The sequence below is a fragment of the Pseudomonas sp. H1_D05 genome (assembly GCF_054682705.1).
The window spans coordinates 5,749,486-5,764,973 of the sequence record NZ_CP162825.1 but is presented as its reverse complement, the minus strand read 5'-3'; the positions used below and the strand labels follow the sequence as shown (position 1 = coordinate 5,764,973).

Sequence of the window (15,488 nt, the reverse complement as noted above, 5' to 3'; positions counted from 1 at the left end):
GAACGGTGTTTATCCTGTGATCATCGGGGGTAGGGTGCCGAGCAGCGAGACCGCCGCAACCGCGCCAATGCCGAGCAACCACTCCAGCAGCACACTGCGCTTGAGCGTGCCCATCCGCTGCTCGCAATCATCAATCCGCAAACGATTGAACAGCGCCAAGCCAAGCATGCCCAGCACGATCAGCGCCTTGATCAACAGAATCAACGCAAACCCGCTGAACAACGGCGTCGGCCACCACTGGCCGGTCAGCACGCGCACATTGATCAATCCCGTCAGCAGCAGCCCCGCGACCAGCGCATAACCGACACCGCTGAAACGCCGCAACACTTCACGCATCGGTTCCGTCGGCTGACGCAGAATCATCACCAGCAACAACAAACCACCCAGCCACGCCGCCACGCAGGTCAGATGCACGATCTGGTTGAGAATCAGCAATTGCCCACTCAACCCGTCGAGCATGGCGCCGTGTCCGACCGGAGCGAGAGTCGCCAGCAGCAAGGCGCTCAAGCCCAGTCGCAACGGCATGCTTGAATGCCAAGGCGTGAACAACAGCGCCAACAGCGCGGCATTGATCAGCAAATGCCAGCGCCATACCTGACCAAAAAACGTATTGCCCAGCACCAGCGCAACCGTGTCCGGGTCAAACGCCGCCGCTGCCGAACCGGCCATGCTCGCGGTGATCAACAGCGCCCAGGCAATCCCGCTGAGCAGTGCCACAGTCGCCAGCCAACGCGCCAGTCGCGCCAGGTGCCGATCCACTTGCGGCGCTTCATCCTTGAGCAGCAACGGCCTGAACAACCAAGCCCCAAACAGCATCAACACCACGATGAAATGCACAAAGCGGCACAGCACCAGCGCTTCACCCATGAATTACTGACTCACCTTGAACTGGTAGGCGCCTTCGCTTTTGTGCGTGTCGACCGACACTGCGTGCCATTCGACTTTGTACTCGCCGGCGGTCAACGATGCGGCGGGGGTAACGATCAGGGTTTTCTTGTCGCCCTCGGTGGTCAGCGGTTTGACCGCGACCGGTGCGCCATCGCGAGTCAAGGTGACTTTGGTGAAACTGGCCTCGACACCTTCGGAAAAGGTCAGGCGCAAATCGGCGGGAGCAGCGACGGTGCTGTCGGCCGCCGGGGTCTGGCTTTTCAAGTGGGCGTGGGCAAATACGGCAGATGCCGCGAACAGCGAAGCGAGCAGGGCAGTGGTGGTCAGGACGTTCTTGAACAGCATCGCGGATACCTCTGAGGCAGGATCGAAGAAGCGTCAGTTTAGCCATCCGCTCACACCAGTACGAAGTTTTGTTTGCAGCGGTCGCCCGCAGACCAGAGCGGATGCTAGTCTTGGGCAACGCTGTTGTCAGGGAGCCCTTATGGGCAATCACAAGATCGAGATTCGTCGCAACAACGTCGAGAAAATTCTCCTCGCGGCGGAAAAAGTCTTCGCCGAAAAAGGCTTCGGCGGCACGGCCATGGCCGACATCGCGGCTGAGGTGCAGCTGCCGCGTTCCAATCTGCATTATTACTTCAGCACCAAGAGCGAGCTGTACAGCGCGGTGCTGTTCGATCTGCTGGAAGTATGGAAACAGGATGCGCTGTGCTTTGAGATGTTCGACGATCCGCGCGTGGTGCTGAGCAGCTACATCCGCGCCAAGATGAACCACTCGCGCAGCCGACCGTACGGCTCGAAAGTCTGGGCCAACGAAATCATCCACGGCGCGCCAACGTTGGGCGAGGCGCTGGATGTCAGCCTGTATGACTGGGCGAAGATGAAGGAAGCGAAGATTCGTCAGTGGGTCGAGGACAAGCGGATTCTGCCGGTGGAGCCGTCGAGTTTGCTGTACATGATCTGGGCGTCGACGCAGCACTATGCTGACTTTGATCATCAGGTGAATATTCTGAATGAGCATCAGCCGTTGTCGGACATGCAGTTTGAACGGGCGGTGCAGACGGTGACGAGTGTGATATTGCGTGGGATCGGGTTGGAACCCTAAAAGCAAAAGCCAACCCTCACCCCAGCCCTCTCCCGGAGGGAGAGGGGGCTGACCGAGGTGTCTCTCGAAGTACATCGACCTGAAAAACCGCGTCGATTGTGGATTCAAAGCCGTCCGAGCCTGTGGCTGTTTCGACTATGGATTCAAAGCAAATCGTTCAGGTCGGTGGATTTCTGAAGCATCCCCCAATCAGTCCCCTCTCCCTTTGGGAGAGGGTTAGGGTGAGGGGGCTGTTGGATCAGTCGGCGATCTAGACCGCAACGTGATACGGATTGCGCGGATCATGATTCCAGTCCAGAAACGGCTTGCCAGTCTCCATCGGCACCATCTCGATACAGTCCGCCACCGGACACGTGATCTGACACAGATTGCAGCCCACACACTCCTCATCAATCACTTCATATTTATGCGTACCGTCCGCCTGCTTCAGACTGCTGATCGCCTGGTGTGAAGTGTCCTCGCACGCAATGTGACAACGTCCGCAGCCAATGCACGCATCCTGATCAATCTTCGCGATCACCTGATAGTTGATGTCGAGGTATTTCCAGTCCGTGGTATTGCCCACCGCGCGCCCGGAAAACTCACTGATGCTGGCGTAACCCTGACTGTCCATCCATCGCGACAAACCGTCCTTCATCTCCTCGACAATGCGGAACCCATGCAACATCGCCGCCGTGCACACCTGCACCGCGCCGCTGCCCAGCGCCATGAATTCCGCTGCATCACGCCAACTGCCAATGCCGCCAATGCCGCAGATCGGCAAGCCTTGGGTCTGCGGGTCGCGGGCGATTTCGGCGACCATATTCAGCGCAATCGGCTTCACCGCCGAGCCGCAATAGCCGCCGTGGGTGCTTTTGCTGCCGACGGTGGGCAGGGCGACCATGTGTTCCAGGTCGACGCTGGTGATCGAGTTGATCGTATTGATCAGCGACACCGCATCGGCGCCACCACGGTGGGCCGCGCGGGCAGCGACGCGGATGTCGGTGATGTTCGGCGTCAGTTTGACAATCACCGGAAGCGAGCAATAGGTCTTGCACCAGCGCGTGACCTGCTCGACGTACTCCGGCACCTGACCGACCGCCGCACCCATGCCACGTTCAGGCATGCCGTGCGGGCAGCCGAAATTCAGCTCGATACCGTCAGCGCCGGTGGCTTCCACCAGCGGCAGGATGTGTTTCCACGACTCTTCGACGCACGGCACCATCAGCGAAACGATCAGCGCGCGGTCCGGCCAGTCCTTCTTCACCTGAGTGATTTCGCGCAGGTTGATTTCCAGCGAACGGTCGGTGATCAGCTCGATATTGTTGATGCCCAGCACTTCACGGTTATTGCCGTAGTGCGCCGAGTAACGCGACGACACGTTGACCGCCGCCGGATCCTCTCCGAGGGTTTTCCAGACCACGCCACCCCAGCCCGCTTCGAAGGCGCGGACCACGTTGTAGGCTTTGTCGGTCGGTGGCGCAGAGGCCAGCCAGAACGGATTCGGCGCTTTGATGCCAGCGAAGACAATCGACAGATCGGCCATTTACGCAGCCTCCACGTTAAGCATCAGTTGAGCATTGATCGCCTCGGCGGCGCGTTTGCCGTGCTGCACGGCTTGCACGGTGAGGTCCTGATCGAGGCTGGTGCAGTCGCCGCCGGCATACACGCCGGGGATGCTGGTGCGCAGGTTTTCATCAACGTAGATGCGTTCGCCCTGACGCTTGAGTTCACGGGCCAACGGGTCGGCGAGGGCGCTGCCATCGAACGCCTGACCGATGGCTTTGAAGATCGCGTCGGCGGCCAGCTCGAAGGTCTCGCCGGTGGTTTGCAGACGACCGTCGACCAGATCGGTGCGGGCGAAACGCATGCCGCGCACCTCGCCCTGAGCGTCGAGCAGCACCTCTTCCGGTTGTGCCTAGGTCAGCAGGCGCACCTGATTGGCTTTGGCGATGTCTTGCTCATGGCCGGTGGCGCCCATGTCGGCAGCGCCACGGCGATACACCAGATTGACGTCGCGAGCCCCGAGGCGAGCCATTTGCACGGCCATGTCGATCGCGGTGTTACCGGCGCCAAGGACGATGCAGCGTTCGGCCAATGGCAATTGCGTGAGGTCATCGGCCTGGCGCAATTCGCGAATGTAGTCGGTGGCAGCGAGCAGGCCCGGGGCATCTTCGTGGGGCAGGCCGAGTTGCTTGCTGGCGCTGAGGCCGAGGCCGAGGAACACCGCATCGAACTGCTGATGCAGTTCGCTGAGGGTCAGATTCTCGCCGAGTTTCTGCCCGTGACGAATCTCGATGCCGCCGATCTGCAGAAGGAAATCCAGTTCCTTCTGAGCGTAGTCGTCGACCAGTTTGTACTTGGCGATTCCGTATTCATTGAGGCCGCCAGCCTTCTCCCGCGCTTCGAAAATCACCACGTCATGACCGTGCATGGCGCTGCGATGCGCACAGGACAAACCGGCCGGCCCGGCACCGACCACGGCGATGCGTTTGCCGGTCGCTGCGGCGCGCTGGAACGGATGTTCGCTGAAGTGCGCGTTGTCCACGGCGTAGCGTTGCAGCAGGCCGATCAGTACCGGCGCGCATTCCTGAGCGTTGTTGCGCACACAGGCTTGTTGGCAAAGGATCTCGGTTGGACAGACCCGCGCGCAACTGCCGCCAAGGATGTTCGCCGAGAGGATTTTCTGCGCCGCACCGGGGACGTTGTCCTGATGAATGTTGCGGATGAACGACGGGATGTCGATCTCGCTGGGGCACGCATTGACGCACGGCGCGTCGTAGCAATACAGACAGCGCGAGGCTTCCAGATGCGCCTGCCGGTCATTGAGCGGCGGCGCCAGATCGGTGAAATGCCCGGCGAGGGCGGCCGCGCTTTCGTGCGGGTGGGGGAGATGGTTCAGGGTCTCGATCACGGTTTTGTGCCTCACGGTTATTTGAGGTTCTCTGCCTCTGTCGGGCAGTGGTTTTTGTGGCGTTCGGGATGGCCTCTTCGCGAGCAAGCTCGCTCCCACATTTGGAATGCATTCCCCTGTGGGAGCGAGCTTGCTCGCGAAGGCCGAAGGCCTGGATTTCAGCGTTTCACAGCAGTGGGCCGGTGCAGCTCAGCCCGCTTGCTCAGCAAATCAAACACCGCCGGATACGCCGGCCGTTCGATATACCGCCCGGCCCCGCGCTCGGCGCGCAGGTCTCCGTCGGCCCAGACCACCCGGCCCTGGCTGACGGTATGGCTCGGCACGCCGCGCACGGTCTTGCCTTCGAAGATGTTGAAGTCCACCTGCTGATGGTGGGTCTTGGCGGAAATGGTCCGGGTGCCTTGCGGATCCCACAGCACCAGATCGGCATCGGCGCCGACGCGAATCGCACCTTTGCGCGGATAAAGATTGAAGATCTTTGCGGTGTTGGTGGAGGTGAGAGCGACGAAATCCTGCATCGACAAACGACCACTGTTGACGCCTTCGTCCCACAGCACCGCCATGCGATCTTCGATACCCGCCGTACCGTTGGGGATCTTGCTGAAGTCATCACGGCCAGCGGCTTTTTGCTCGGCGCAGAAGCAGCAGTGGTCAGTCGCGGTGGTGTGCAGATTGCCGTTTTGTAGTCCGTGCCACAGCGCCTCTTGATGGCCGCGCGGACGGAACGGCGGGCTCATCACGTAACCGGCAGCGGTCTGCCAGTCCGGGTGTTGATAGACGCTGTCGTCGAGCAACAAATGCCCGGCCAGCACTTCGCCGTACACCGGTTGGCCCTTGCTGCGCGCATAAGTGATTTCGTCGAGGGCTTCCTTGGTCGAAACGTGCACCAGATACAACGGCGTGCCGATGGTTTCAGCAATACGAATCGCCCGGCTCGCCGCTTCACCTTCAACCTGCGACGGCCGCGACAGCGGATGCGCCTCCGGCCCGGTGATGCCCTGCGCCATCAACTTGCGTTGCAAGTGATAAACCAGCTCGCCGTTTTCCGCGTGCACGGTCGGCACCGCGCCGAGTTCCAGTGCAGCGCTCGAAACTCGCCACCAGCGTGTCGTCGGCGGCCATGATTGCGTTCTTGTAAGCCATGAAGTGCTTGAAACTGTTGATCCCGTGATGGCTGACCAGCTCGGCCATTTCCTCACGCACCTGCTCGCTCCACCAGGTGATTGCGACGTGGAAGCCATAGTCGGAAGCCGACTTTTTCCGCCCAGCCGCGCCACTGATGAAAGGCCTCCATCAGCGACTGCTGCGGATTGGGAATTACAAAGTCGATGATCGACGTGGTGCCGCCGGCCAGACCGGCCGCCGTGCCGCTATAGAAATCTTCGCTGGCCACGGTGCCCATGAACGGTAGTTGCATGTGCGTGTGCGGATCGATGCCGCCAGGCATCAGGTATTGACCACTGCCGTCGAGCACTTCGGCGCCGGCGGGAATATCAAGGTTTTCACCGATGGCTTTGATCACGCCGTCGGCGCAATAGACGTCGGCGCGATAACTTTCATCATGGGTGACAACGGTGGCGCCACGGATCAACAGAGACATTCCGAGTTCCTCGCAGGCATTGACCGACTTGTGCCGGTTCTAGATGTTTTATTGATGTACGGCGATGCAGGGCGTATTCCTGTCAGCGCTGTCAGGAATAGAAACTAGTCGCAGATTTGCAATAGAGCAAGATTATTTTTTATAAGCTTATGACTGTTTTAAGTGTATGAAAAATAACGATAAAAAACGTAAATCACCAAAATGGTGAGGCTGTTCACCATTTTGACGCACTTGACAGGATGGAAATATGAGCAAGATTTCCTATGTGAAATCAGCCGCTTGAAGTTGAGCTGCGGCTGCTCGCTCACGATGAAAATAAATGCAGTGCACCAGTTTGAGTCCTGTCTGTTCGGACAACTTGCCAAGTGTTTAGCCTGAGCGCCCAGACAAGTTTCCGTGAACTCACCCGGTGAATAATTAAAACTGATGAATATCAGAAAGTTGCAAAGCGTTTGACCCTCGGCCCGATGCGTAAGCGGGGCACCCGGCACGTTTATTGATGCCGCCGCTGACACCTTGGCCGGTGCACGAAAGTTGTCAGTTCCTCCGGCCATCGTCCGGCTCGCACCCGCGTGTGCCAGCCGCCTGATGAGCAAAAAATAATCAGAAGAACAGTGGAGCGGCCATGCAACAGATCAGATCGCAAGTGACCGAGCGCGACGGCTTGTTTGAGCTCGAAGCCGGCAGCGACGTCCTCGACAGTCCCCGTTACAACCACGATATGGCACCGACCAAGGTGCATGAACGAACCTGGAACAAATGGCACATCACCGCGCTGTGGGTCGGCATGTCGATCTGCGTGCCGACTTATACCCTCGGTGGCGTGCTCACGGCGTACTTCGGCTTGAGCGTCGGTGAAGCGCTGCTGGCGATTCTGTTCGCCAACATCATCGTGCTGATTCCGCTGACACTTAACGCTTTCCCCGGCACCAAATACGGCATTCCGTTTCCGGTGTTGCTGCGCTCGTCGTTCGGCATTCTCGGTTCCAACGTGCCGTGTCTGATTCGTGCGTTGGTGGCGTGTGGCTGGTTCGGTATTCAAACGATGTTTGGCGGGTTGGCGATTCACCTGTTTCTCGGCTCGGTGTTCGAGGGCTGGAAATCCCTCGGCGGCACGGGGGAGGTGATTGGCTTCATGGTGTTCTGGGCGCTGAACCTGTGGGTGGTGATTCGCGGCGCTGAGTCGATCAAGTGGCTGGAAACCTTGTCGGCGCCGTTGCTGGTGGCGGTCGGCATCGGTCTGCTGGTGTGGGCGATGCCCAATGTGTCGATGACAGAGTTGATGGCGATCCCGGCCAAACGCCCCGAAGGTGCCAGCGTCTACGGCTACTTCGCCGCCGGACTGACGGCGATGGTCGGCTTCTGGGCGACATTATCGCTGAACATTCCGGACTTCAGCCGTTACGCCAAGAGCCAAAAAGATCAGATTCTCGGGCAGATCATCGGCCTGCCGCTGACCATGTTTCTGTTCGCTGCGCTGGGTGTGGTGATGACTGCCGCGTCGGTGAAACTGGTCGGTGTGACTGTCTCTGATCCGGTCACGCTGATCGGCCATATCCAAAGTCCGGTATGGGTCGCGGTGGCGATGGCACTGATCATCATCGCCACGCTATCGACCAACACTGCCGCGAACATCGTTTCGCCAACCAACGACTTTCAGAACATCGCGCCCAAGGTGATCAACCGCACCAAAGCGGTGTTGCTGACCGGGTTGGTCGGGCTGTTGCTGATGGGGCATGAACTGCTGAAAAAACTCGGCTGGATCGTTTCCGAGGTCAGTCTGGAAAGTGTCTATTCCAATTGGCTGCTCGGTTATTCGAGCCTGCTCGGACCGATCGCCGGGATCATGGTGGTGGACTATTTCCTGATCAAGAAACAGCAATTGGACCTCGCCGGGTTGTACCGCGACGACGTCTATCCAGCGTGGAACTGGGCCGGTTTTGTTGCCTTTGGCGTACCGGTGGTGTTGACCGTGATGTCGCTGGGCAGCGATGCGTTCAGCTGGTTTTACAGCTATGGCTGGTTCACCGGTTCGGCGCTGGGCGGGATTATTTATTACGGGTTGTGCGTGATGCGTGCTAGTCCGTCAGTAGTGAAATCTGCGGTGTGAATGCAGCCCTCTTCGCGAGCAAGCTCGCTCCCACATGTGAACGCATTCCAAATGTGGGAGCGAGCTTGCTCGCGAAGGCGGCCTGACTTACGGCAGAGATTTATCTGAAGAAACTCATAAGAAAAGCAGCCTGAGGAGATCCCCATGAACGCAGCCGTAGACGTTCTGCAATCGAGCCATCAGCACATCAACCGCGACCGCCTGTGGGCCTCGCTCATGGAACTGGCCAAACTCGGCGCGACGGTCAAGGGCGGGGTCTGTCGCCTGGCCCTGACCGATCTCGACCGCCGGGCCCGCGACCTGTTTGTGCAATGGTGCAAGGACGCCGGATGCAGCGTCACGGTCGATGCCGTCGGCAACATTTTCGCCCGTCGCCCAGGACGCAATCCCGACCTGCCGCCAGTGATGACCGGCAGCCACATCGACACCCAACCGACTGGCGGCAAGTTCGACGGCTGCTTCGGCGTACTCGCCGGCGTCGAAGTCCTGCGCACGCTCAACGACCTCGGCGTCGAAACCGAAGCGCCGCTGGAAGTGGTGGTCTGGACCAACGAAGAAGGCTCGCGCTTCGCCCCGTGCATGATGGGCTCCGGGGTGTTCGCCGAGAAATTCACCCTCGAAGAAACCCTCGCCAAAGTCGATGCCGATGGCGTCACCGTCGGTGAAGCGCTGAACGCCATTGGCTATGCCGGTGCGCGTAAAGTCAGCGGGCATAAGGTCGGCGCCTATTTCGAGGCGCACATCGAACAAGGCCCGATCCTCGAAGACGAACAGAAAACCATCGGCGTCGTGCTGGGCGCGTTGGGGCAGAAGTGGTTCGACCTCAAGCTGCGCGGCGTCGAAGCCCATGCTGGTCCAACGCCGATGCACTTGCGTAAAGACGCGCTGGTCGGCGCCTCGGTGATCGTCGGTGCGGTCAACCGCGCCGCCCTCGGCCATCAACCCCATGCCTGTGGCACCGTCGGTTGCCTGCAAGCCTATCCCGGCTCGCGCAACGTCATTCCCGGCGAAGTGCGCATGACTCTCGATTTCCGTCACCCGGAACCGGCGCGCCTCGACTCGATGATTGCCGAAGTGAAGCACGTCATCGACGCCACTTGCGAAGAACATGGCCTGACTTACGAACTGACCCCGACTGCCGATTTCCCGCCGCTGTACTTCGAAAAGGGCTGCGTGGAAGCGGTGCGCGGCGCAGCGAAAGGGCTGGGTTTGTCGAATATGGACATCGTCAGTGGCGCCGGACATGACGCGATTTTCCTCGCCGAACTCGGCCCGGCCGGAATGATCTTCGTGCCGTGCGAAGGCGGCATCAGCCACAACGAAATCGAGAACGCCGCGCCGGATGATCTGGCGGCGGGGTGTGCGGTGTTATTGCGGGCGATGCTGGCGGCTTCGGCGATGGTCGCGGGAGGGCAGCGGGCGGCTTGAAGATGAAAAGATCGCAGCCTTGCAGCAGCTGTCGAGTGTAACGAGGCTGCGATCTTTTCCTGTCACCCAAACGTCACAAACCTGTGCGATGTTGCCGGCCCATGAAAATCATCACCTCCGGCGCGTCCTATCTGGACATTGACGCCTACGCCTGCTGCATTGCCTATGCCGAATTGCTCAACCTGCAAGGCATTCCCGCCCGCGCCGTCAGCAGCGCGCCTGCCAACGCCAGCGTTTCGCCAAGCGTGCTCGGCTGGGGCGCGGCGTTTCAAGACTACCAGCCGACATCGGACGATGAGTTTGTCTTGGTCGATGTCTCGGACTATCACCATTTCGACCCGTTGGTGGTGCTTGAACGGGTGGTGGAGGTCATCGACCATCATCCAGGCTACGAAAACTATTGGCAGCAGAAGCTTGGATCTGCTGCCGATATCCGCCCGATCGGCGCCGCAGCGACTCAGGTTTTTCAGCGCTGGCAGGCGGCCGGTGTGCTGCCGCAGATCAGCGTGCAAAGTGCCGCTTTGCTGGCCACCGCGATTCTCGACAACACGCAGAATTTCACCGGGCAGATGACCACGCCAGCGGACATCGAGGCTTACGCCGACCTCGTTTCACGGGCAAAACTGCCGGCAGACTGGCCTCGGCAATATTTTCTCGAGTGTCAGGCCAGCATCGAATCGAACCTTGCCGCTGCATTGGCAGCCGACTCGAAACGGATGAAACCCGAGAGCAACCTGCCATGCTTTTTCGCGCAAATGACTGTTTGGGATGCCGATGCCTTGCTGCAAAAACACCTGCCGCTGATCAGGCGCTGGATGGCAGAGCAGGGCGATGACTGGCTGCTGAATGTGATCAGTATCCGCGACCGCGAAAGCTGCTTTCTGGCGCCAGCCGAGGTCAGCCAGCAAAAGCTCAATCGCTTGTTGCCACTCGACTGGCAGGGCGGATTGGCCGTGCGCGCACCGTCAATGCTGCGCAAGGAACTGTTGAAATTGGCACTGGACGCTGCCAATCACTGCGCGCCAAACACCATCGTCCAGTAAACCCCTTCATCACTGCGCGCTTCACTGGCAAACCCGGCACCGACCTGGGTAAACATCGGGTTCATCAGGTTGGCGCAGTGCCCGGGGCTGGCCAGCCATCCGGCCATGGCTTTGCCCGGTGAACTCTGTCCGGCGGCGATGTTTTCACCGATTTGCCGACCGCGATAGCCGGCTGCACGGGCGCGATCGGCAGGCAGGTCGCCGTCCGGATCGCGGTGGGCGAAGTAGTTGCCGTAAGCCATGGCTTTGCTGTGCCCCTGCGCGGCGGCGCCCAGTGCTGCGTTCCAACTCAACGGCCGGGCGGCGGCGAAGCGCTGGCGTCCGCACATCCGTGGCCGGGCGCGCGCGGCGTTTACCTCAGCGAGCAAGGCCTTGCCGACGCTGCGGTTATCGCCAACGCGGCTGTCGAGCACCGGTTGCGCCAACACCACTTGCCATTCATTGCGTGAGCGACTGATGCCGATGTCGGCGTAGCTCGCATCCAGCAGCGCGGCGCAGTGTTCGTCTTGCAGCAAGTCGAAGGCCTCTTCGGCGTCCTCGGCCCCGATCACGCGAATACTGCGTACCGCAACGGCGGAGTAGCCAGACGACTTCAGCGCTTCACGCATGCCGCCGGCGTAGCGATAACCGATCGGCAAGGCCAGGTTCGACTTCAGCGCCAACGGCGCCAGGCGTTGTGCCGGGCGTCGATCGCAGCGCTGCGGATGGGCACGATAGTCGTTGATGGCGGCCACCAGTTGTCGCTCCGCGCCGGCATGGGCGGTTGCAGCGAACAGCGGCGAAAGGATCAGCAGGCACAGCGAAACGAAGCGAGACGAACGAACGGCGTGGCGCATGAGACGGGCAGCTCTGAAGAGGGACAGCGCAAAAGTTGAGTGAGCCGCAGAAAGCGGCGCGAGTAGGACTGGAGAATCGGGACTTGGTTCACCGATTCAACACATCCCCCATCCACTGCAAATACTGCGCACGATCGGAAATTGAGTTATGCCCCGAATCCGGCACCACCCGGAGCACCGCCACGCCTTGCGGGAAATTCTCCAGCAAACGCTGGGTGCTGGCGCGCGGAATCACCTCGTCATCACTGGCCGCGAGCAACAACGTCGGCACGCGGATATGCGCGGCGTACTTGCCGGATTCAAATCGGTCCTTGAGCAACCACTGCACCGGCACCCACGGATACTGGCGCGCCGCGATTTCTTCGAGGCTGTTGTAAGGCGTCACCAGAATCAGCTGTTGCACCGGTCGCTGACTGGCCAGACGCACGGCCACGCCGGAACCGAGACTGCGCCCGACCACGGCCACCTGCGGATGACTGGCGTAGACCTGATCGAACAGCGCCAGCGCATCCTCGGCAATCGCCGCCTCCGACGGTGAACCGCCGCTGCCACCGAAACCGCGATAGTTCAGCAGATACACCGCGTATTCGGGAAACGCCTCGGTAAACTCCGGCAGATTGCGCGACACGTCCTCGGCATTGCCGCCGAAATAGATCAGCGCCCGTGGCCCGACGCGCTCGCGGGTGATCACTGAAACCCGCGCGTCCGGCATCGACAGGATCAGTTGTGAGTCGCTGCCGCTGACGGCATTGGGCTGCGGAAAATAGATCAGCGAGCGCTGAAAAAAGAACAGCGCCGCGCACAGCACCAGGTACACGGCAACGATCAATGCGACGAGTGGCATCAGGGTTCGGGACATTCGGCTACTTTTAACGGTGTGTGAAGGATCGCTGTCGCAGTGTAGTTCAGCCCTGCCACCGGGCCGCTCGCACACACAACAGGCAACAGATCCACGCAGCAGGGGAACCAGCATGAGCCACACTGAGGGTTACTCCCGTCGCCGATTGCTCACGCTGGCTGCCGGGGTTTCGGCGGTCTTCACCTTTGATCGGGCGCTGGCCACAACCACCACGTCCACGACCACCGGAGGCCAAACCATGCAGACCCGTGCCATCCCGTCCAGTGCCGAGTCGCTGCCCATCGTGGGCCTGGGCACCTATCGCGGCTTTGACGTCGCGCCCGGTGACCCGGCCTATCGGCAATTGCCGGCGGTGCTCGATGAGCTGTTCAAAAAGGGCGGCACGCTGATCGACAGTTCACCGATGTATGGCCGCGCCGAACAGACCACCGGCGAACTGCTATCGATCCACGAACCGCGTTCGCCGGCGTTTCTGGCGACTAAGGTGTGGACGCGCGGGCGCAAGGAAGGCATCGCGCAGATGGAACAGTCGTTCAGCCTGCTACGCACCGAGCGCATCGACCTGATGCAGATCCACAACCTGCTCGACTGGCAAACCCACCTGCCGACCCTGCGTGAATGGAAAGCGCAGGGACGGATCCGTTACATCGGCATCACCCATTACACGCCCTCGGCCTATGAGGAAGTCGAATCGGTGTTGAAGGCCGAACAACTGGACTTTCTGCAAATCAATTACGCCCTCGATGACCGAGGCGTGGAGAAACGTATTTTGCCTTTGTGCCGCGAGCGCGGCGTCGCGGTGATCTGTAATCGACCGTTCGGTGGCGGCGGTCTGCTCGCGCGGCTCAAAGGCAAACCGTTGCCGGGCTGGGTGTCGGATGTGCAGGTCAACAGCTGGGCACAATTGGCGTTGAAGTTTCTGCTCTCGCATTCGGCGGTGACTTGCGTGATCCCGGGCACGGGCAATCCGCGCTATATGGCCGATAACGCCAAGGCCGGGTTCGGGCCGATGCTCACCGATGCGCAACGGCATCAGTTGATTGCGTTAGCAGCGGGATAATCGATCTCGTAGACGGCGCTTAACCGCGATAGCGCAACGCCTCCAGCAACAATGCAAACGCCGGCGCCGCCTGGCGTCGGCTCGGGTAGTAGAGGTGGTAACCGGCAAACGTCGGGCACCAATCTTCCAGCACTTGCAGTAAACGGCCGTCGGCCAGATACGGTGCGACGATGTTCTCCGGGATGTAACTCAGGCCGAAACCGTCCAGCGCAGCGTCGAGCAACGGGTAGACGCCGTTCAGGGTGATCTGCCCGGAGACCCGCACTTTCAGGCTTTCGCCATCCTTCTCGAATTCCCAACTGTACAGCCCGCCATTGGTCGGCAGGCGCAGGTTGTTGCAGGCGTGGTCGGTCAGGTCGCGGGGTGTTTGCGGCGGGGGCCGTTTGGCGAAATAGGCGGGTGAACCGACCACCGCCATGCGCATGTCGGGGCCGATGCGGGTGGCGATCATGCCTTGCGCGACGTCTTCACCCAGGCGCACGCCAGCGTCGAAACCCTGGCCGGCGATGTCGACGAAACCATAATCGCAGCAGACCTCGATGGATATGTCCGGGTACTGCGGCAGAAAATCCTTGAGCACCGGGCGCAGCAACCAGTTCAGCGAGTGATCGGTGGCGCTGATGCGGATCTTCCCCGCCGGGGTGTCGCGCAGGTTGCTCAGCGCCGCCAGTTCCAGTTCGATTTCTTCGAAGCGCGGGCCGATGGTTTGCAGGAGGTGTTCGCCGGCTTCGGTGGGCGAGACGCTGCGAGTCGTGCGGGTCAGCAAGCGCAGGCCTAAACGCGCTTCAAGCGCGCGAATCGTGTGACTGAGCGCCGATTGCGAAACGCCGAGTTTGGCCGCCGCTTTGGTGAAACTGCGCTCGCGGGCGACGGCGAGGAAGGCGAGCAGGTCGGTGGCATTTTCACGCAGCATTGATGAGTGTCCTGCATAAGTTTTTTCGAATTCTAGTCGATTATCTGAAGAGTTGGTGCCGTTAGAGTAGTGGCACTGTTTATTTGGAGACATTGCCATGAACCCGATCGCCGCTTCTGCGTTGACCCTTTCCCTGTTGGCGGGTGAGGTGCAAGCCAATGAAATCCCACGAGTGACTGTCACACCGAATGGTTCGCAACCTTCGGCCAAGGGCCCGGCAGATTGGTTCACTGGCACTGTGCGGGTGGATGCGCCGTTCAAAGGCTCCGACGCGGCGCGGATCAGTGGCGCGACAGTGACGTTTGAGCCGGGCGCGCGTACCGCTTGGCATACGCATCCGTTGGGGCAGACCTTGATCGTCACGGCCGGTTCCGGTTTTGTGCAGGAGTGGGGGCAGCCGGTTCGTCAGATTCGTCCAGGGGATACGGTGTGGATTGCACCGGGGGCCAAGCATTGGCACGGGGCGGCGCCTGGCACGGCGATGACTCATATTGCTATTGCTGAGGTGCTGGACGGCAAGGTGGTTGAGTGGATGGAACAGGTGAGTGATGAGCAGTATCCGTCAACCGAGTGAGGCTTTTCCCTCACCCCAGCCCTCTCCCGGAGGGAGAGGGGGCCGACCGAGGTGTCTTGTGTCATACATCGACCTGAGAGACCGAGTCGATTATGGATTTACAGGAAAACGCTATCCATCGATCTGAAAGTGCTGTGTCAATTATGGATTCACAACAGGACGTTCAGGTCGGTGCAGCT

At 60.4% G+C, this 15,488-nt stretch carries 12 protein-coding genes and 2 pseudogenes; 6 read left to right on the top strand and 8 right to left on the bottom strand.

Annotation, left to right across the window (positions count from 1 at the left end):
* Positions 1–9: 9 nt before the first annotated feature.
* Positions 10–867 (bottom strand): copper homeostasis membrane protein CopD, encoded by an 858-nt coding sequence (gene copD, locus AB4O11_RS25805; RefSeq protein ID WP_460091328.1) that lies wholly within the window; start codon positions 865–867, stop codon positions 10–12.
* A 3-nt stretch (positions 868–870) separates the two neighbouring features.
* Complete coding sequence (gene copC / locus AB4O11_RS25800; protein WP_460129188.1) at positions 871–1,233, bottom strand: copper homeostasis periplasmic binding protein CopC; 363 nt, start codon at positions 1,231–1,233, stop codon at positions 871–873.
* Positions 1,234–1,372: 139 nt separating this feature from the next.
* On the opposite strand from copC, the gene AB4O11_RS25795 reads away from it, so the two are divergent.
* Positions 1,373–1,993 (top strand): TetR/AcrR family transcriptional regulator, encoded by a 621-nt coding sequence (locus AB4O11_RS25795; protein ID WP_007919317.1) that lies wholly within the window; start codon positions 1,373–1,375, stop codon positions 1,991–1,993.
* Between the two features lie 250 nt (positions 1,994–2,243).
* Here the strand turns inward: AB4O11_RS25795 and preA are convergent, their stop codons facing one another.
* The 3 genes and pseudogenes from preA to hydA all read right to left on the bottom strand — a co-directional run bounded on the left by preA (position 2,244) and on the right by hydA (position 6,486).
* Positions 2,244–3,518: an NAD-dependent dihydropyrimidine dehydrogenase subunit PreA gene (gene preA, locus AB4O11_RS25790; RefSeq protein ID WP_099756571.1), complete on the bottom strand. Its 1,275-nt coding sequence runs from the start codon at positions 3,516–3,518 to the stop codon at positions 2,244–2,246.
* Positions 3,519–4,886, bottom strand: a pseudogene (locus tag AB4O11_RS25785) (NAD(P)-dependent oxidoreductase). It lies immediately after the preceding gene.
* Positions 4,887–5,044: 158 nt separating this feature from the next.
* Positions 5,045–6,486 (bottom strand): annotated as a pseudogene (gene hydA, locus AB4O11_RS25780) (dihydropyrimidinase).
* 625 nt (positions 6,487–7,111) lie between these two features.
* Between hydA and AB4O11_RS25775 the strand changes: the two are divergent.
* The 3 genes from AB4O11_RS25775 (at position 7,112) to AB4O11_RS25765 (ending at position 11,067) form a co-directional block, all read left to right on the top strand.
* Entirely contained in the window at positions 7,112–8,596 is a 1,485-nt protein-coding gene (locus tag AB4O11_RS25775) for an NCS1 family nucleobase:cation symporter-1 (protein ID WP_175553932.1), read from the top strand.
* 144 nt (positions 8,597–8,740) lie between these two features.
* The gene (locus AB4O11_RS25770) at positions 8,741–10,024 is read left to right on the top strand and encodes a Zn-dependent hydrolase (RefSeq protein ID WP_460129185.1); all 1,284 of its coding nucleotides are present in this window, start codon (positions 8,741–8,743) and stop codon (positions 10,022–10,024) included.
* A gap of 101 nt (positions 10,025–10,125) precedes the next feature.
* Positions 10,126–11,067 (top strand): DHH family phosphoesterase, encoded by a 942-nt coding sequence (locus tag AB4O11_RS25765; protein WP_460129183.1) that lies wholly within the window; start codon positions 10,126–10,128, stop codon positions 11,065–11,067.
* On the opposite strand, the gene AB4O11_RS25760 is transcribed toward AB4O11_RS25765, so the two are convergent.
* Both AB4O11_RS25760 and AB4O11_RS25755 read right to left on the bottom strand, forming a co-directional pair.
* Positions 11,037–11,903 carry a CAP domain-containing protein gene (locus AB4O11_RS25760; protein WP_093440870.1) on the bottom strand — a complete coding sequence of 289 codons (867 nt, stop codon included), beginning with the start codon at positions 11,901–11,903 and terminating at the stop codon, positions 11,037–11,039. The genes AB4O11_RS25765 and AB4O11_RS25760 overlap by 31 nt on opposite strands.
* 88 nt (positions 11,904–11,991) lie before the next feature.
* Entirely contained in the window at positions 11,992–12,762 is a 771-nt protein-coding gene (locus AB4O11_RS25755; protein ID WP_460129181.1) for an alpha/beta hydrolase, read from the bottom strand.
* Between the two features lie 112 nt (positions 12,763–12,874).
* Here AB4O11_RS25755 and AB4O11_RS25750 point away from each other — a divergent pair, with 112 nt between their 5' ends.
* Positions 12,875–13,822 carry an aldo/keto reductase gene (locus AB4O11_RS25750; protein ID WP_257355446.1) on the top strand — a complete coding sequence of 316 codons (948 nt, stop codon included), beginning with the start codon at positions 12,875–12,877 and terminating at the stop codon, positions 13,820–13,822.
* A gap of 19 nt (positions 13,823–13,841) precedes the next feature.
* Here the strand turns inward: AB4O11_RS25750 and AB4O11_RS25745 are convergent, their stop codons facing one another.
* Positions 13,842–14,735: a LysR family transcriptional regulator gene (locus AB4O11_RS25745; protein ID WP_427120661.1), complete on the bottom strand. Its 894-nt coding sequence runs from the start codon at positions 14,733–14,735 to the stop codon at positions 13,842–13,844.
* Between the two features lie 97 nt (positions 14,736–14,832).
* On the opposite strand from AB4O11_RS25745, the gene AB4O11_RS25740 reads away from it, so the two are divergent.
* The gene (locus AB4O11_RS25740; RefSeq protein ID WP_460129179.1) at positions 14,833–15,309 is read left to right on the top strand and encodes a (R)-mandelonitrile lyase; all 477 of its coding nucleotides are present in this window, start codon (positions 14,833–14,835) and stop codon (positions 15,307–15,309) included.
* Positions 15,310–15,488 lie beyond the last annotated feature (179 nt).